The 17,385-nt window shown below is 65.9% G+C and carries 16 protein-coding genes; 5 read left to right on the top strand and 11 right to left on the bottom strand.

Translation table 11 applies throughout. From position 1 onward, the window contains the following. Nucleotides 1-7: 7 nt before the first annotated feature. The 9 genes from AC1EJR_RS04390 to AC1EJR_RS04350 all read right to left on the bottom strand — a co-directional run bounded on the left by AC1EJR_RS04390 (nt 8) and on the right by AC1EJR_RS04350 (nt 9,188). Nucleotides 8-1,216 (bottom strand): chromate transporter, encoded by a 1,209-nt coding sequence (locus AC1EJR_RS04390; RefSeq protein ID WP_092295044.1) that lies wholly within the window; start codon nt 1,214-1,216, stop codon nt 8-10. A gap of 48 nt (nt 1,217-1,264) precedes the next feature. Further along, nucleotides 1,265-2,233, bottom strand: a complete 969-nt coding sequence (locus AC1EJR_RS04385; protein ID WP_441592697.1) for a chromate resistance protein ChrB domain-containing protein — start codon at nt 2,231-2,233, stop codon at nt 1,265-1,267. A 78-nt stretch (nt 2,234-2,311) separates the two neighbouring features. After that, nucleotides 2,312-3,004: a dipeptidase PepE gene (gene pepE / locus AC1EJR_RS04380; RefSeq protein ID WP_441592696.1), complete on the bottom strand. Its 693-nt coding sequence runs from the start codon at nt 3,002-3,004 to the stop codon at nt 2,312-2,314. A 161-nt stretch (nt 3,005-3,165) separates the two neighbouring features. After that, complete coding sequence (locus AC1EJR_RS04375; RefSeq protein WP_477113020.1) at nt 3,166-4,014, bottom strand: phosphodiesterase; 849 nt, start codon at nt 4,012-4,014, stop codon at nt 3,166-3,168. After that, complete coding sequence (locus AC1EJR_RS04370; protein WP_092295051.1) at nt 4,011-5,078, bottom strand: ABC transporter ATP-binding protein; 1,068 nt, start codon at nt 5,076-5,078, stop codon at nt 4,011-4,013. Before AC1EJR_RS04370 ends, AC1EJR_RS04375 begins: the two co-directional genes overlap by 4 nt. Then, nucleotides 5,071-5,955 (bottom strand): ABC transporter permease, encoded by an 885-nt coding sequence (locus tag AC1EJR_RS04365; RefSeq protein ID WP_092295121.1) that lies wholly within the window; start codon nt 5,953-5,955, stop codon nt 5,071-5,073. Before AC1EJR_RS04365 ends, AC1EJR_RS04370 begins: the two co-directional genes overlap by 8 nt. A 32-nt stretch (nt 5,956-5,987) precedes the next feature. After that, nucleotides 5,988-6,806 (bottom strand): ABC transporter permease, encoded by an 819-nt coding sequence (locus AC1EJR_RS04360; RefSeq protein WP_477113019.1) that lies wholly within the window; start codon nt 6,804-6,806, stop codon nt 5,988-5,990. Nucleotides 6,807-6,986: 180 nt separating this feature from the next. Next, a complete protein-coding gene (locus tag AC1EJR_RS04355) occupies nt 6,987-8,021 on the bottom strand; it encodes an ABC transporter substrate-binding protein (protein WP_092295053.1) in 1,035 nt (344 codons plus the stop codon). A gap of 75 nt (nt 8,022-8,096) precedes the next feature. Then, nucleotides 8,097-9,188: a substrate-binding domain-containing protein gene (locus AC1EJR_RS04350; protein WP_477113097.1), complete on the bottom strand. Its 1,092-nt coding sequence runs from the start codon at nt 9,186-9,188 to the stop codon at nt 8,097-8,099. Nucleotides 9,189-9,593: 405 nt separating this feature from the next. Here AC1EJR_RS04350 and AC1EJR_RS04345 point away from each other — a divergent pair, with 405 nt between their 5' ends. Further along, a complete protein-coding gene (locus AC1EJR_RS04345) occupies nt 9,594-10,442 on the top strand; it encodes an EAL domain-containing protein (RefSeq protein ID WP_255370827.1) in 849 nt (282 codons plus the stop codon). A 12-nt stretch (nt 10,443-10,454) separates the two neighbouring features. On the opposite strand, the gene AC1EJR_RS04340 is transcribed toward AC1EJR_RS04345, so the two are convergent. Further along, complete coding sequence (locus AC1EJR_RS04340; RefSeq protein WP_441592693.1) at nt 10,455-13,010, bottom strand: penicillin-binding protein 1A; 2,556 nt, start codon at nt 13,008-13,010, stop codon at nt 10,455-10,457. A 302-nt stretch (nt 13,011-13,312) separates the two neighbouring features. Between AC1EJR_RS04340 and AC1EJR_RS04335 the strand changes: the two genes are divergently transcribed. Then, nucleotides 13,313-14,386: a porin gene (locus AC1EJR_RS04335; RefSeq protein WP_092295055.1), complete on the top strand. Its 1,074-nt coding sequence runs from the start codon at nt 13,313-13,315 to the stop codon at nt 14,384-14,386. A 137-nt stretch (nt 14,387-14,523) separates the two neighbouring features. Here AC1EJR_RS04335 and AC1EJR_RS04330 read toward each other — a convergent pair whose 3' ends face one another. Then, on the bottom strand, nt 14,524-14,832 hold the full coding sequence (locus tag AC1EJR_RS04330; RefSeq protein ID WP_092295057.1) for a hypothetical protein: 309 nt from the start codon (nt 14,830-14,832) through the stop codon (nt 14,524-14,526). A gap of 472 nt (nt 14,833-15,304) precedes the next feature. On the opposite strand from AC1EJR_RS04330, the gene AC1EJR_RS04325 reads away from it, so the two are divergent. The 3 genes from AC1EJR_RS04325 (at nt 15,305) to AC1EJR_RS04315 (ending at nt 17,315) form a co-directional block, all read left to right on the top strand. Further along, nucleotides 15,305-16,312, top strand: a complete 1,008-nt coding sequence (locus tag AC1EJR_RS04325; RefSeq protein ID WP_477113018.1) for a M35 family metalloendopeptidase — start codon at nt 15,305-15,307, stop codon at nt 16,310-16,312. Nucleotides 16,313-16,324: 12 nt separating this feature from the next. Further along, nucleotides 16,325-16,765, top strand: coding sequence for a hypothetical protein (locus tag AC1EJR_RS04320; RefSeq protein WP_144203527.1), 441 nt, complete (start codon nt 16,325-16,327; stop codon nt 16,763-16,765). Nucleotides 16,766-16,874: 109 nt separating this feature from the next. Continuing rightward, on the top strand, nt 16,875-17,315 hold the full coding sequence (locus AC1EJR_RS04315) for a hypothetical protein (RefSeq protein WP_441592691.1): 441 nt from the start codon (nt 16,875-16,877) through the stop codon (nt 17,313-17,315). Nucleotides 17,316-17,385 lie beyond the last annotated feature (70 nt).

Genomic DNA, 17,385 nt, shown 5'->3' with positions numbered 1-17,385 from the left:
CAACACGTCAGTGATGGAGCAACGGATAGGCCACCAGGCCAATCAAGGCCGCAGCCGCGACGATCATGGGTTCGGACAGCTTCTTGAACCTGATCAGCAAGGCGACGGTAAGGAGCGCCAGGAGCGCGGTCGGGATATCGACAATCGAGCGCTTGGCCAGGACGATCACCGCCCCGGTGATGGCGCCGATGGCCGCCGCGGTGACGCCGTCGACGAACGCCAGGATGGCCGGCAACTTCCCGTACTTCTTGAAGTAAGGCGCCGGCAGGACGGTGAACAGGTAGCAAGGCAGGAACGTCGCCGCGGCCGCCACGCAGGCACCAGGCAGGCCCGCAACAAGGTAGCCAATGAAGCCGACGGTGATGACAACCGGGCCGGGCGTAATCATGGCGACCGCCACGGCGTCGACAAATTGCTTGTCGTTCAGCCAGTGATGTTCGGTCACCACGCCGCCATAGAGGAAGGGCACGATGGCAAGCCCGGAGCCGAAGACGAATGCACCGGCCTTGGCAAAGAACACACCGATCTGCGAGAGCAGCGGCCAATCCACGGTACTCAGCATGCCGCTTGCGGCCGGTAATGGGGCTGCCGCGATCGCATTCAGCCTGCCTTGCCGCAGCCACTTTGGCGGTGCGCGCCAGAACCAGACCAGCACCCCGGCCGCGAGGAACAGCCACGCGACCTCCGATTCGGTGATGACCGTGACCGCCACGAGCACCAGATAGATGAACCACAGCAGCTTGTCTTTGCCTACGCTCTTCCTGGTCAGCTTGTAGGCGCTGATCGCGATGATGCCGATCACCGCCGCGCCCACGCCGTAGAACACCGACTGCATCCAGGTGAGACCGCCGAAGCGTACATAGGCCCAGCCGAGCGCCAGCACCATCAGGAATGATGGCAGCACGAAGGCGACGCCGACGAGTGTGGCCCCGAGGATGCGGTAGTGCACGTATCCGAGGTAGATCGCGAGTTGGGCGGCAAGCGGGCCCGGCGCCAGTTGCGCGAGGGCAAGGCCTTCCTTGTAGTCGGCATCGGTAATCCACTGCCGCGCATCGACCAGATCCCGGTGCATATAGCCCGCAAGCGCCACCGGTCCCCCGAAGCCCAAGGTGCCAAGCCGCAGGAAGTACATCACCAGTTGCCGCAGCGTGTAACCGGGGCGTTCGTGCGCAGAAGGGCCGGAAGGGGCGGAAGCAGGCGGCTGGGGTGAGTTCATCTTGGCTTGCGTGGAGAGCGGTCCGGCAGTCTGGCAGCAGGCAACGACCTAGCGTTTGCGCGCGCTGGAAAAGTGCGCATAGAGCGAGTCGAGGACATTCCCTACCTCCTCCAGTAGCGCATCGTCATCGGGCAGGCGCTCGCGTGCGCCTGCCAGTACCGCTTCAAAACCACTGGCCTCCGCAACGGGTGTCCCGCCGATGTCCAGTACGTGAACCATCTGGCCCACGCGCGCCAGTCCCTTGTTCTCGTCGAGCCCGAAGCTGGCGAGCAGCACCTCGAAGGAGACCCGGTCGCCGACATGGGTGAATGTCGCACCATCGAAGTCGAACCCCAGCGCCTCCTTTGGGCATTGGCGAACGTCCTCCAGCCAGAGGAAGTTGGCGTGGGGATCGATAAAGCGCCGGATCAGCCAGGCACAGGCAACGCGGTCCACCCAGAGGTGCCGGCGCGTTGCCCAGCGTCGGCCTTGGTATTGGCTTGGGTCGCGTCTCGGAATGCTGCCCGCCATGCCCTGTGGTTCGCCCGGCGACAGCATGATGTCGATGGCCGCATTGAAATCGCGCCACTGTGCTTCGGCGCGGGCCGAGGCCTCATTCGGGAAGAAGTCGATCTTGCGGATCGCTTCGAATCCACGGCCGTACCGGCGAGCCATGCGTAGGAGGCTTGCTTCGTCCGTTTCCGCCAACGTCGCACGGGCGCGGGAGAGTTCGGCCATCCAGTCGGCGTATTCGGGAGTCCGATCGAACAACGCGCGGTACTCGGCATCTTGCTGTGTGTCGGTGGCCTGCACGGAAAGCGTCCAGACCTTGCCATCCTCGCTGGTCGCGTCTGTGGCCAGGGCTTGCAACGGGTCTCGCAAGCCTGCGACGTCGGGCACGACATAGACGCCATCGCGTAATGCCGCCGCGCCCAACGCCTTGATGCCGCGCCAGAATCGCATGCGAGCGGTGGCGGCCGAGGTGGGCAGGCTGACAACCAGCACCACCCAGGGGGAAGCGAATTGAAGAGCAGTCATGCGCCCAGCTTAATGGGTCGTAGGCCCTGCTTCAATGCTGTAGAGATCTCTACAGCCCAATGGTCGCCGATTATGAAGTCAAGGCGCTGCCAATGGCCCCGCCGCCACATCCCAAGTCCGATCCCCCAAAAACCATCGCGCCGCATGCGGGCCGTGCAAGGTGTGGCGATTACCCGACACGCGGACCCAGTTGCCTTCGGGCAGGCCGAGGACGGGGGTGTCGGGTGAGAGGGTGGTGAACTCGGCCAGGCGCTGGTCGCGGGTTTCGCCGCGGAAGCCGGGGATCACGAGGTTGTAGTAGTGCGGGTTGAGCTGGAACGGGATCAGGCCGAGGGCGTCGAGGCCGCCCGGGTCTACCACGGGCATGTCGTTAGTTGTGCGGATGCTGGGCGTGGCGAGGTTGGAGCCGGCACTCCAGCCGATATAGCGCGCGGCGCCGGCGCGCACGCGGGCGGCCATCGGGGCCAGCAGCGCCTGCTGGCGCAGTACCTGGAGCAGCCGGAAGGTATTGCCGCCGCCCACCACGATCAGCGTGGCCGCGTTGACTGCCGCCAGCGGGTCCGCCTCGGCGTGCAGGCCGCGCACGGTGATGCCGATGGGCGCCAGCGCCTCGCGGACCTGTTCGGTGTAGGCGTCCCAGTCACGCGTGACCCCGGCGTAGGGGACGAACAGCGCGTCGGTACGGCCATCGGCCAGTTCCGTGATGGCCGCGTGCGCGTGCACGAGGTAGCCGTCGTCGGAGGTGGAATTGCTCAGCAGCAGGAGATCCATGTCGAAGCAGGTCGTCGTGTTCCGTTATGCGGAACCGCGATCCGGAAGTTGGGTAAGCCGACGATGGTACCCAAGGTGGCGGGCGCATGACAACCGCGCCCCGCTCATCTCCTGTTCATCTCCCTATATCTATTAGTGTGTCTTGCGGTTTCCGGGCCGGATCAGTCGATCAGCCGCCCGCTGGCGTCGAAGAACGGGTGCGCCGGGCCGTAGTCCCCGCTGGCGGCGAGGTGGGTCACCAGCCCGTGGGCCGGGTGCCACCAGTGCAGCAGGTAGCCGGGCGGCTCCATGCGGAAGCGGGAGGCGGCCTGCGGATCGAGGTCCAGCGCCACCTGGTGGGCCGGCCCCGGCGCGGTGATGGCGATGGTGCCGCCAAAGCGCCGCGTGATCTGGCGGTGCAGGTGGCCGCAGACCACGCGCTCCACCTGCGGGTGCCGGGCGATCAGGGCCTCCAGCGCGGCGGCGTTGTCGAGCCCCTGCTGGTCCATATGGCCGATGCCGGTGACAAAGGGCGGATGGTGCAGCATCAGCAGCGTCGGCTGGGCCGGCGCGGCGGCCAGCGTGGCATCGAGCCAGGCCAGTCCTTCGTGCGTCACCCGGCCGCCGGGCTGGCCGGGGACGGTGCAGTCGAAGCCGACCAGCCGCAGCGGGCCCGCCGCCATCGCATAGTGGATGGGCGCCTCGCCGTCGCCGTGGTCGAACAGGTAGGCGTGGTCGGGGAACACCTTGCGCAGCGTGGTGCGGTGGTCGTGGTTGCCGGGCAGCAGCCGCACCGGCATCGGCAGCCGTTGCAGGATGTCGCGCAGGAAGCGGTATTCGTCTTCGCTGCCGAAGTCGACCAGATCGCCGGTAATGATGACCATATCGGGGATTTGCGGGGCCGCCAGCAGGGTGTCGATGGCCTGATGGAGCGCGCCGGCCGTATCGACCCGCCGATAGGACAGCTTGCCGCCGGCCTTGATATGGAGGTCGCTCAGTTGCGCGACGAGATAGGGGGAAGGAGCGGTCATGCAGCGTCGGGAAGGGTGATCAGGTGGGCGGTGTCGATGCGCAGGCCGACGCGCGCGCCAGCCGGCCAGCCGTCGCGGCGCGCGGTATCGACAATCAGCGGCGTGGCGGCGCCCACGTCCACCAGCAGGCGTGTGTGGTTGCCGAGGAACAGCGCGGTGACCACGGTGCCTTCCACATGGGCGCGATCGGCGCTATCAGCGTGCACCAGCGCCACGTCCTCGGGCCGGAACATCAGCCGCGCGGCTGGCGTCGCGGGGGCGTCGCTGGGCGGCCCCATCGGCACGCTGCCGCCTGGCACGCGCCACAGGCCGGCTTCGGCCTGCGCGGGCAGGTGGTTCATGGTGCCGATGAAGTCCGCCACGAAGGCGTTGGCCGGCGCGCGGTAGATCTCCTGCGGCGTGCCGGACTGGGCGATGCGGCCGCGGTCCATGACGATGATGCGGTCGCCCAGCGCCATCGCCTCGGCCTGGTCGTGGGTGACGTAGACCGCGGTGATATGGAGGCTGCGCAGCAGCTGGTTGATGTCCGCGCGCAGGGCGTCGCGCAGCTTGGCGTCCAGCGCGGTCAGCGGTTCATCGAGCAGCAGCACGCGCGGCTGCACGGCGATGGCGCGCGCCAGGGCCACGCGCTGCCGCTGGCCGCCGGAGAGCTGGTCCACGCGGCGGTCGGCGAACGGCTCGAGGTGCATCATCGATAACATATCGCCGACGCGCCGGCGCTGCGTGGCACCATCCACGCGCCGCACGCGCAGGCCATAGCCGATGTTCTCGGCCACGGTCATGTTGGGGAACAGCGCGTAGTTCTGGAACACCATGCCCACGCCGCGCTGCTCGATCGGCTGGTCGGTCACGCGGGTCTCGCCAAACCAGACCTCGCCACCCGCGTCCGGCTGCTCCAGCCCGGCGATGATGCGCAGCGTGGTGGTCTTGCCGCAGCCGGACGGCCCCAACAGCACCACGGTCTCGGCGGCCCCGATGTCGAGGTCAAGCGGTTGCAGGGCCAGCGTGCCATCCGCGAAGGTCTTGGCGCACTGGCGCAGGCGAATCGGGGTGGGCTCATGCATGGCGGGTCTCGGCGGAGGCAGTTACGGGCGTGGCGGCGGGGAGTGGGGCGGTGGCCGGCTCGGCAGGTTCTGATACATGGCGGCGCGCTCGGGCGCCCATGGCGCTGAACGCCTGCATCGCTACCAGCAGCGGAATGATCATGACAAAGAAGACGATGGTGTAGGCGGAGCCGATCTCCAGCCGCATCGACGCATAGCTGTCTGCCAGCCCCACCGGCAGGGTTTGCGTGGTGGGCGTGTGCAGCATCCAGGTCAGGTTGAACTCGCCCACGGACAGCGTGACCACCATCAGCGCCCCGGCCAGGATGCCCTGCCGGCAGTTCGGCAGCACCACGGTGAAGAAGCGCTGCAGCCGCGTGGCGCCCAGGCTGGCGGCAGCGTCTTCCAGCGTGCGGATGTCGATGGCGGACAGGATGGCCAGCACTGCCCGCACCATGAACGGCAGCGTGAACAGCACGTGGCCGATCAGGATGAACACCCAGCTCGTGCGCAGCGCCTGCCAGCCACCATAGAGCAGGATCAGCCCCAGCGCGGTGGCCAGCCCCGGCACGGCCACCGGTAGCATCAGCAGTTCCTCGATCAGCCGGGTCACGCGGTTGCGGCGCAGCGCCATGTAGTAGGCGGCGGGCACGCCAATCACCAGCGTGCAGGCGAGGCAGGCGAGCGCAATGCCGAGCGAGAGGAAGATGGTGTTGCGATAGAGCGCCCAGACCTCCAGCAGCCAGCGCGTGGTGAGCCCGCTGGAGAGGCCCACGAAGATGTTGTTGGTCAGCCCGGCCAGCACGGACAGCACCACCGGCACGGTCATGAACAGGCAGACGGCCAGCGTGAGCGCCAGTTGCAGCCAGTAGCCGGCGCGGCGGCGCGGTGCGGTCATCGGCGGTTTCTTCATGGCTTTTTTCGCGGTACTCATGCGGTGGCGGCGACGGCGTCGCCCGAGATCCAGCGCGCCACAGCCAGCAGGGCCCAGGTGACCGCGCCGAGCAGCAGCGAGAGCGCAGCGGCCATGCCGAAGTTGGCGTAGTTGGTGAACTCGTTGTAGATGGTCAGCGGCAGTACGTCGAGCTGCGTGGCGAGCGTGAAGGCCGTGCCGAAGGCGCCCATGCTGGTGGCGAAGCAGATCGCCCCGCTGGACAGCATGGCCGGCATCAGCGCGGGCAGCATGACGTCCCGCACCACGCGCCACGGACTGGCGCCGAGCGAGCGCGCGGCTTCCTCGAGCGAGGGGTCGAGCTTCTCCACTGCGGCCATCACGGTCAGGATCACGCGCGGAATCGAGAAATACAGGTAGCCGACGAACAGCCCGGCCAGCCCGTAGGCGAAGGTCCAGCGCTCGCCGACCAGCGCGTCGCCGACCATCGCCAGCAGGCCGTTGCGCCCGCCGAGCATGATGACCATGAAGCCGATCACCACGCCGGGAAAGGCCAGCGGAAAGGTGAGGATGGCCACCAGCACGGGTTTGCCGGGTACGGAGTGGCGCTGGAGGAAGGTGCCGGCGATGCCGGCAATCACCAGCGTGGCCAGCGTGACGGCGGCGGAGAGCGCCACCGTCACCAGCAGGCTATGCAGGTAGCGCGCGCTGGTCAGCACGGTCCAGTAGACGCCCGCGCCCTGCTTGCCGGTGACGCTGACCTCGATCAGGCGCGCCATCGGCAGGCAGAAGAACGCCAGGAAGACCACCAGCGCGGGCAGGGCGAACAGGAACAGCGGGAGAGATCGCTTGGTCATGGCAGTGACGGGGGCGGTTTGGTCCAAGATTGGTGTTCTCCCCTCTCCCTTTGGGAGAGGGGCGGGGGAGAGGGCAGGCGGTTCGACATGCGGTATCGCACCGAGATGCTCCAGCCCTCTCCCCCGGCCCCTCTCCCGCGAGCGGGAGAGGGGAGAACACACGCGGCAAGCTGCAAATGCTTACCGTACTTCCTTCATGTACTGCTCGCTGAACGCCTTCTGCGCGGCGGCCATCTTGCCGAAATCGACCGGCTTGGCGCGGGCGTAGTCGGCGGCCGGCAGGAAGCGCGCTTCCACGTCCTTCGGCATCGGCACGTTACGCACCGGGCGCAGGTAGGCGTTGGCCCACAGCGCCTGGCCGGCGTCCGACAGCACGAAGTCCAGCACCTTGCGGCCCTCGGCCGGGTGGGGCGCGTTGTTGACCAGGCTCATCACGTACGGCACCACCAGCGAGCCTTCCTTCGGAATCACGAAGGCCACGTTGGCGCGGTCCTTGTAGCGGGCGCGGTAGGCGTTGAAGTCGTAGTCGAGCAGGATCGGGATTTCGCCGGACAGCACGCGGGCGTAGGCGGTCTGCTTCGGCACGATCGGCTGGTTCTTCTGCAGGTCCTTGAAGAACTTGTAGGCCGGCGCGAAGTTGTCCAGCGAGCCGCCGAGGGCCTGGTTCACGGCCACGGCACCCACATAGCCGACGAAGGCGCTGGACGGGTCCAGGTAGCCGATCAGCCCCTTGTACTCCGGCTTGAGCAGGTCGGCCCACGACTGCGGCACGGGCTTGCCGCGCAGCGCATCGACGTTGACCATGAAGCCCAGCGTGCCCGAGTGGATGGCGAACCAGTTGCCCTGCGGGTCTTTCAGGCCCTCGGGGATGTCGGCCCAGTGGGCCGGCTTGTACGGCTGGGTCACGCCGTCGGCCTTGGCCTGGATGCCGAAGGTCACGCCGAGGTAGGTCACGTCCGCCACCGGGCTGGCGCGCTCTGCCACCAGCTGCGCGAGCGCCTGGCCCGAGTTCTTGTTGTCGAGCGGCACCGTCACGCCGGTCTTTTCCTTGATGGCGCGGATCTGCGCGGCCCAGTCGGCCCATTCGGGCGGGCAGTTGTAGCAGATGGCGGTCTGCGCGGCCGCGCCCTGGCTGAAGGCGACGCCGAAGGCGGTGGCCGCCACGGCAGTGGCCAGCCAGCGCAGCGGGCGGCGCCAGGAAAATTGCGTTGTCATGTCAGGCTCCCGGGTTTGAGATCGATTGGATAAGGACAGCAGGGCGGCAGGCGAAACGGTCAGTCAGGCGATCGGTCAGGATGCAGGCGGCGCGGCCACGGTGCCGGCCACGCGCAGCGCGTGGGGCAGCAGGGTCACGCTCGGGGCGGAGGCGGACAGCGCCTCCGGACGCGTGCCGGCGTGCAGGCGCTTGAGCAGCAGGCGCACGGCGGTGGCGCCGATGTCGGTATTGGGCTGCACCACGGTGGCCAGCGGCGGCTCCACCAGTGCGCCGAGCGCGATGCCGTCGTAGCCGAGCACGGAGACGTCGCGCGGCACGCGCAGGCCCAGGCGCTTGAGATCCGAAATCACGCCGATCGCCAGCAGGTCGTTGGTGCAGAAGAACGCGGTGGGCGCGGTGGCGCCGCCCATCAGCGTGCCAATCCGCTCGCTATGGCTGGCGGTATGGGAGGGCAGGTTCACGGGCGGCAGCGGCGGCAGGCCATGGGCGCGCATCGCATCCTCATAGCCGGCAAACCGTTGGCGGGCGCGGTCGGACGCCATGAACGCGCCCGACACCACCGCGATACGCCGATGGCCCGCAGCGATCAGCGCGTTCACGCCCTCGCAGGCGCTGGTGCGGTTGTCCACGGAGACCGAGTGCCGCTGGCCGGCCGTGCTGGCCTGGTTGTAGGCCAGCACGTAGGGCACGCCTTCACTGTCGAGCTGGTCGAGCACGGCGCTCTGCGCGGCGTCCGAGACGGTCAGCACCATGCCGTCCACGCGGTGGCGCAGCAAATATTCCACACGTTCGCGCTCGCGGGCGGAGTCGTAGCCGCTGGTCACCAGCATCAGCGAATAGCCGGTGGCCAGCGAGACTTCCTCGATCCCGGCCCAGCATTCGGCGAACACCGCGTTCTCCAGCGTGGGCAGCATCACGCCCAGGATGCGCGTCTGCTGCGAGCGCAGTTTGGCGCCGAGCAGGTTGGGCCGGAAGGCCAGCCGGCGCGCGGCCTCGTGCACGCGCTGGGCGGTGGTCTCCCGCACCAGCTGCGGATGGCTGAACACGCGCGAGGCCGTGGCCAACGAGACTTCGGCGGCCAGCGCCACGTCCGCCAGCGTCACGCCATTGCCGCGTTCGCCTTCGGTATCGGCAGACAGCAAAACGGAACGGCGGGCGTTGGGCATGGGCAGGTTCGGCGGGTAGTCGGCGAGCAATGAAAACGTTTTCATTGAAGCGCCAAAAAATCAGGCGTCAAGGTATTCCGTCGCTGCGGTGCCGCATTTGCGGCAGGCCCGGCGGGCTTGCGCCTGTTGAATCGGGGTGGATTCTCCGGCCGTTTCATGACGCCGCCATGACAGCACCCATGCGCCTTTCGTCACAAAATTGCCACACAAGATCGGGAATATGCCGGACCGGGCGCATGGACCGCCGCCTTGTCGCGGGTACGGCACCGGTGTGACGCAAGTGCACGCTGCATGGCATCCCCCCTGCAAGTGGGGGATCAAGTTGCGTCTTGGGCGCGCCGTTAGCCAACAGTGGGAGTGGCTTTTGCCCACAGCACGATCCACAGCCAGTTTGAGTGCAAGCCCTTGTCGCGACCTCTGACGCCTACTATTGCCGATTGCCTCGAACACCAACGCCTGCGGCCTGTCTTCCAGCCGATCGGGTCGCTCGCCAATGGCGAGATCATTGGCTACGAGGCCCTGATCCGCGGTCCCGCCGGGACGCCGCTGGAGAGCCCTGTTGCGCTGTTCGCTGAAGCGGCGCGTCTGGGTTGTCTGGTGCGGCTCGAGCGGTTGGCGTCACGCATCTGTATTGCCGCGTTCATGCGCGCCGGGCTCCCCGGCAAGCTCTTCATCAACTACAGCGCGGATTCGATTCGCGAGGTGGACAGCCATCGCGACGAAGTGCGCGCCTTCCTGAAAACCCACGGCATTACTTCGGACCGCATCGTCATCGAACTGACCGAGCAGGCCCCGCTGGGCTCGCTGGATAGCCTGTCGCGGGCGGTGGAGTCCATCCGTGGGCGCGGCGCCCAGTTCGCGCTGGACGACTACGGCACCGGCCACGCCAGCCTGGGGCAGTGGATCGCCCTGAAACCTGATTACGTGAAGATCGCCCGCGTGGTGGTGGATGGCGTGGCGACGTCGCCGTTCCAGCTGGAGGCGCTGCGCGCCATACGCCGGCTGGCCGATAGCAGCGGCACGGCGCTGGTGGCGGAGGGTATCGAGCAGGAAGCGGATCTGCGCATCTGCCGCGACCTTGGCATCGACTACGCGCAGGGCTACCTGCTGGCACGGCCCACGGCCGAGCCGCCGCTGACGATTTCGGAAGACGCCTTGCGCGTGATCCGTTCCGGCCCGGTGGAGGTGTTGCCGGGCGACAAGGTGTCCGAGCCGGGCACCGACCCAGCCATGCGCCTGCGGTCCGGCGAGTAAGCCCGGCCGTCCTTAGCGGACGGGCGCCGGCGCCATCGACGGGCCCGCAGGGAGCGGGGAGGGTGCGCTGGGTCCGATCGGCGCGCCTGGCGCAGAAGCCATCACCGGTTCTGGCTCCGATGCCGGGATGACCTCGACGACTTCATTGGCATCGAGCGCCATGCCGGGCTCGGCGGCTTCCCCGTGCTCGGTATTTGCCCCGCCTGCCTGACTGTTCCCAGCCATCGCCGCAGAGGCACCAGTTCCCCCCGAACCTCCCGAACCTCCGGATGGCATGGCCTCCGCCTCCGTGGCCGGCAGTACCGGCCGGCGCGGCGACGGGCGCGGGGTGGCCGGCGCCTGATCAGACTTGTTCGAAGCGAACAGCCGCTGGAACCAGCCACGCACCTGCCCCGTGATCGACGTGTACCAGGTCTTCTCGTCCGCCTCCGCAAACCGCGCGCGGCCGTCGATGACCCGCGTGCGTAGCGCGCGCTGGTAGAAATCGCCGACGATGGGCAGCGCGCTATGGGCGCCCTGGCCCCAGTAGTCGCTACGCAGCGTCACGCGGCTGTCGTTGAAGCCCACCCAGGCGCCCGCCACCAATTGCGGGTGCATCAGGATGAACCAGCCGTCGGCGTTGTCCTGCGTGGTGCCGGTCTTGCCGGCCACGTCGGCGCGGATGCCGTAGCGGCTGCGGATGGCGGTGCCGGTGCCGCGGTCGATCACATCGCGCATCACATCGACCAGCGTCTCGGTGGCCGTGGCCGACAGCGCACGCTCGGGTGACGGCTCGCGGAACTGCGCCAGCACATTGCCTTCGCGGTCCTCGATGCGCGTGACCATGGTCGGCGCGATGTACAGGCCGCCGTTGGCGATGGTGCCGTAGGCCGACACCATCTCCTTGAGTGTGACCGGGCTGGTGCCCAGCGCCAGCGACGGTACGGCATCGAGCTTGCTCTCGCGCACGCCCATGGCCCGCGCCAGCCGCGCCACGCGGTCTGGCCCCACGGCCTGCACCAGTTGCGCGGTGATGGTGTTCTTCGAATAGACCAGCCCGTCGCGCAGGCTCAGGGCGCGGCCCGTGGCGGGGGACTCGTCGGTCGGGCGCCAGATCTCGCCGCCGGCCAGTTGCATTTCCACCGGGTTGTCGAACAGCGTTTCCTCGGGGGCGTGGCCGTGCGCGAAGGCTTCGCCATAGACGAAGGGCTTGAAGGTGGAGCCCGGCTGGCGGCGCGCCTGGGCCACGTGGTCAAAGGCATCGACCGTGAAGTCCCGGCTGCCGACCCAGGCGCGGATGGCGCCCGTGGACGGGTCCAGCGCCATGAAGCCGGCCTGCACGCGCGTCTTCTGCTGGCGCAGCGCCTGCATGAACGCGCGGTCGGCGAAGAGACGCTTGAGCGCGTCCTCCTCGCTCTGGCCGCTGGCGACGGCGTTGCGGAACTCGGGCGTCTCCCGCACGAAGGCCTGCACCAGCGCCCGGCTTTCCGCCCAGCCCGCGCGCGGCGCCCAGGCCGCGTTGGCAATCGACTGAAGCTGGTTGCCCTGGCGCGTGACCGCCTGGTTGGCCATGGCCTGGAGGCGCGAATCGATGGTCGTACGGACGACCAGCCCATCGGTATAGAGGTTGTAGTCGTTGCGATCGGCCCAGCCGATCAGCCATTTGCGTAGCTGCTGGGCGAAGTGGGCGGCCGGGCCGGGGGCCTCGGTCTGGCGCTCGAAGTCGATCCGCAATGGCCGTTTCCTGAGCGTCTCGAAGCGGCCGGCGTCGAGCTTGCCGCGCTTGACCATCTGCGCCAGCACGATGTTGCGCCGCTCCAGCGCGCGCTCGGGGTTCAGCACCGGGTTGTAGTAGCTGTTGCCCTTGAGCATGCCGATCAGCGTGGCGGCTTCCAGCACGTCGAGCTTGTCGGCGGATTTGTCGAAATAGGTGCGCGCGGCCATCTCGATGCCGAACGCGTTGTACAGGAAGGGCACCGTATTGAGATACGTCTCAAGGATCTCGTCCTTGGAATACAGCGCCTCGATCTTGAACGCGGTGATCGCTTCCTTGAGCTTGCGCGTCATCGTCGGCGCACGGCCGATGTCTTCGGGATAGCGGTTGCGGGCCAGCTGCTGCGTGATGGTGGAGCCGCCCTGGCGGTCACCCGAGAAGGTGTGGAACGCGGCGGAGGCGGTGCGGCGCCAGTCCAGCCCGTGGTGCTGGTAGAAGCGGTGGTCCTCGGTGGCGATCAGCGCATCGATGACATTGGGGGAGATGTCCTTGAGCCCGACCCAGTCGCGGTTGGCCCAGCGGTAGACGGCCAGTTCCTTGCCATCGGCGGAGAGTACCTGCGCTGGCTGTTCGGACTTGGCCTTGCGGATGTCGCTGATGCCCGGCGTGAACGGAATCAGGACCAGCAGATAAAGCAGGAACAGCGCCGGGATGGCCGCGAGGCCCAGCAGGACTTCGCGCCGGGTGGGCCGGCGCAGCCGCTGGATTGCCGGTTGCAAGACCGGCAGCCACCGCGATTGCAGGTGGGTGCGCAGTCGAGCAAGCGGAGCGGCAAGCCTTGGCTTGACAGGTCTTCTGATGGGGTCCAGGGGCATGACGCAGGCATGTTGCGTCCGCATCACATCCGGTCCGCTCACACGCCAATCTCGAAAGGTGTGAATCCTACCAAAACCCGGGTCGGGAAAACCCGGATTTTGCATGTTTTGCGTGCGCGTATCCCCCGGTAGTGGGGTGTTGCAGTAATGCCTACGACACATTCATTTCATATTGGGTTGTAACAATCCGCCTCGCCCCCCAAAGACCCGCACGGGCATCTGGTCCAGCAAGGCGCCGCCGCGCGCCTGCCGCGACCGGAACGGGGAAGCATCTCAATGTCTTAACAAAACGAGAAACCACAGTGAAGAAAGCTCTATTTGCCCTGGCGGCAGCCGCTACCTGCGCAACGTCCGGCGCAGCCCTCGCCCAGTCCGCATCCAACGTCACGCTGTATGGCATCGTCGACGCCGGCGTAGAAGTGGCGACCCACGTGCCGGGCGGCAATGGTCAGACGGCCGTGCGCATGAACTCGGGCAACCTGTCCGGCTCGCGCTGGGGCCTGCGTGGCGTGGAAGACCTCGGTGGCGGCCTGAAGGGCATCTTCACCCTGGAATCGGGCTTCGATATCGACACCGGCGTGTCCGGCCAGGGCAACCGCCTGTTCGGTCGCCAGGCTTTCGTCGGCCTGCAAGGCAGCTTCGGCGCCGTGACCCTGGGTCGCCAGCAGAACTCGCTGTACGACCTGTTCGGTGCCTATGACCCGATGGGCGTGGGCCCGCGCTACTCGCTGAACAGCGTCGATTCGGGCTTCAACGGCCGCGCCGACAACGCCCTGAAGTACACCGGCAAGTTCGGCGGCCTGACCGCCACGGCCTTCTACAGCACGGGCCGTGACGCCGTGGCTGGCTCGCCGGGCGAACTGCCGGGCGACTACAAGGCTGGCCGCAACGTGGGCGCAGGCGTGGCCTACACCGCCGGCGGCTTCTCGATCGGCACGGCGTATGACCAGTACCAGGGCGCCACGTCGGCTACGTCCGACCGCGCTGCCAAGCGCCTGGCCGTGGGCTCGTCGTACGACTTCGGCGTGGCCAAGGTGTTTGCCGGCTACCGCTGGATGCGCGATGACGGCATCGCTACCGCAGCCACGGCAGCGACCCGCAGCAACGTCTACTGGCTCGGCGGCCTGTACCGCGTGACGCCGGCCCTGTCGCTGACCGGCGCCGCGTACTACACCGATGCCAACGACAGCGGCAACGATCCGTGGATGTTTGTCCTGTCGGCCGACTACTCGTTCTCGAAGCGTACGGACGCTTACCTGAACGTTGGCTACGTGCGCAACAAGGGCACGTCCAACCTGGGCCTGAGCGGAGTTGGCACGGCTGTGGCCGGCCAGAACCAGACCGGCGCAGTCGTCGGCGTGCGTCATCGCTTCTAAGCACCACGTTTGAGCGAGAGCCGGCAGGCGAGGCCTTTCCCCTCGTCCTGCCGGAAAGCACAACGCCCCTTACCCGGCTTGGCGGGAAGGGGCGTTCTGCTTTTTGTGTTCGGTATTGGGGGCGGCGCGGAAATGGATCAGATGGGACGGGCGTGGCTCGCGTCCTCGGCGCGCAGGCGCTCCAGCGCCTTGGTCAACATCGCACCCTCTTCGGCTTCAGCGGTGTGGCACAGCGTGTTGATGGCCTGATGCAACTGCGTCTTGTCGTGCGGCGACAGCATGTCGGCGGCTTCCATGGCCTCCAGCTCCTTGCCAACGCGCTTGGCAAGCTTACGCACGAATTCCGGGTCGAGCTGCCCCTGGCTGGCACCATGGGCAAGGTGATAGACGAGGGCAGCTAGGCCCTCTGGTGTCGTTTCCGTCACGGCAATGGGATGGCGTTTCATGGCAACTCCGAGTTAAGGGCCGTTTCATTCTAACGATGGATCAGGTCGCGTAGTTTTCGAAATTTGTGTCAGCAGAGGCTGGATGTGCGTGATGCTGCCCGCTGGCGACTTATTACGGAAATATTGCGTGCGCAGAATGTCATCTTGTCGCGTCCGCTGTATATATCGCACTGAATAATGCGACCGGAGGGGTTGCCACGGGCCCGACAAAACACCGCCTGACCGATATCCACGGCAAGCCATAGAGCTACCGGGATGGGTCGGGTGGATTGCCAAGCAAGCGGGGAATCGGAGCCGTCCTAAGGACGGCTCTATTTGTTTGTGCGCCGGCACATTTCCATTGCAGTCCCACGACGATTCGGAAGCCGCGGCGGGAAACTCCCCGCACGCCGCGCGAATTCAGAGAACTGCTATAGACCGCCTCAATCGCGTCACGTGATGCTGTGTGCTCTTACCATGAATGGAAGAGGACATGATGCGAAACGACAAGCGGCACATGCTGGATGGGGCGAGCCGCACCGGCACTGGTGGCTGGCTGATCGCCACCAGCGATTCTACAAACATGGGCAAACGCCTTGGCCTGGAAGGGGACCACGCCACGTGCCCCGCCTGCAAGGTCGGCGGCCCGGTCTACAACGACTGCGATCCACGCTGGACCGACATGGGGAAATCCGTGCTGGTGGAAGGCGCGCGCGTGTATTGCCAATGCAAGGAAAAGCCGCGGGTGTTTGCATCGCAGTTCACGATGTCCACGGAGGTTGTCAGCGGCAATGTGAAGGGCGCGGCGGCGGGCGCCGATTCGAAAATGCCGTACACCCATAACAATTTGGCGGGCCGTTCAACCACGCCTGACGCAGCGAGTCTTGCCGCGTACGAGGCGGATCCGACGATGATTTGTCCCAATATGACCAACGCGGAATTCTATGCGGCGGTCATGCGGGTACGGGATATTGCCGTCGCACACATGGAGGCGCGTTTGATGGAACTGGCGCGCTGGAGCGAGTCGGATAAGGATAAGGTACGCATCTGGTTTACGAATGCCACGCCGGACATTCGCAAACGCTTGCGTGAGGGAATCACGAGAATTCGGAAAATCTCTCTATCGCTTACCGAGAAAAATTTCGAGCGCTTTAGTGAGGAAGCGGTGCGGCGCGTTGGCTGTGTGCCCGCCGCCGGGAAAGGCGATGAACCGGCGTGGGCGAGCGTCTGTAAGTCCGATAAGACGTTTGCGATATTCATTGGCACCACATTTTGTTATTTGCATGAGGAAAAGAGGAATTATCAAGGAATAATCGAAAATGTCAGCAGTATGACCACGGTTTTTATTCATGAGGTTTCCCATTTTCCCGCTGCAATGGACACGGTAGATCGCTATTCTGGCATCAAGGCGGCCCGGCTGCTGGCGAAGCTCCGCAATAGATTCGTCATTGAAAATGCCGATAACATCGCTGCATATGTCGCCGACGTTCCGAACTGGTAATGGAGGGGGACGATGAAATCCTTGAGTCGCCTTACAGTTGCATTAATTCTCGCCGCCATAACATTCAATGCCGGCGCCTGCCATATGCTCGAAGTGGAGCACACCGTGTACTTCGAAAATGGCGCTACAGCTGTGGGAGTCCACCAGATCAAGAAATTTGCCGAATGGCGAGTTGGCACCCGCAAGAAATTCTATTCTGGCTTCGATGTCTACCTTTTGGGATTCGAAGGGCGCGGCATTACCGGTGAAATGGCGAAGAAGCGGATCTCAGAGGTTCAGAGGCTGTTATTGAACTCCGGCCTGCCTCAGGATGCGCTGAAAGAGGTGGAAATACGGCCGTGGTATACCGCATCAATAACCGATGGGCCAGATGTGGTGCGTATCGACGCCCTTGCTCACTGCCCCAACTACTGTTGCAGCCTCGAACCACTCCCCGACAACGTCGTCCGCTGATTCATCCAACCCGACAAACAGAGCCATCTCCCGACGGCTCTTCGAGCGGTTCAGCCGAGAAAATCTGGTGGCCGTCGGCTATGTTCCCGCACGGCTCCGGAGACCACAAATGGAAACCCTGACGTGCCTCGCAGTGATCGCAACGTTCACGCTCACAAGCTTTGGTTCCCACACCTGCAGTCTGTCGGCAGCCACGCACGAAGTGAAGTTTCTTCCCGGTTCGACGACGCTCTCGACCACGGAGGTCAAGCGGTTTGCGGATTGGCGGATCCAGACGCGAAAGTATTTTCCCTCGGGGTTCGACGCAATAATAATCGTCGCGTGGGAGGGCTATGGGGTTACCCGTAAAACGGCCGAAACGAGAGTGGAACACGTGCAGCGACTGCTGAAGAACTCGGGTATGCCGGATAGCGCGTTGGCTGAACCTCCGCAGATCCGCCACACGGACATGAGGGGAGCCGACGACCAAATGCTCCACACAGTCGAGATTGCTGTCGCGGCACGGTGCCCCAATTACTGCTGTCCAGCTTCCGACCATATCGCCAGATAATCCACGCTAGTTGACAAACAGAGCCGTCTCCCGACGGCTCTGTATGCAAGGCCGACAAGACGTTTACGAT

It is taken from the genome of Cupriavidus sp. 05T42 (assembly GCF_056396345.1).
This window is presented reverse-complemented; position numbering and strand designations above follow the sequence as displayed.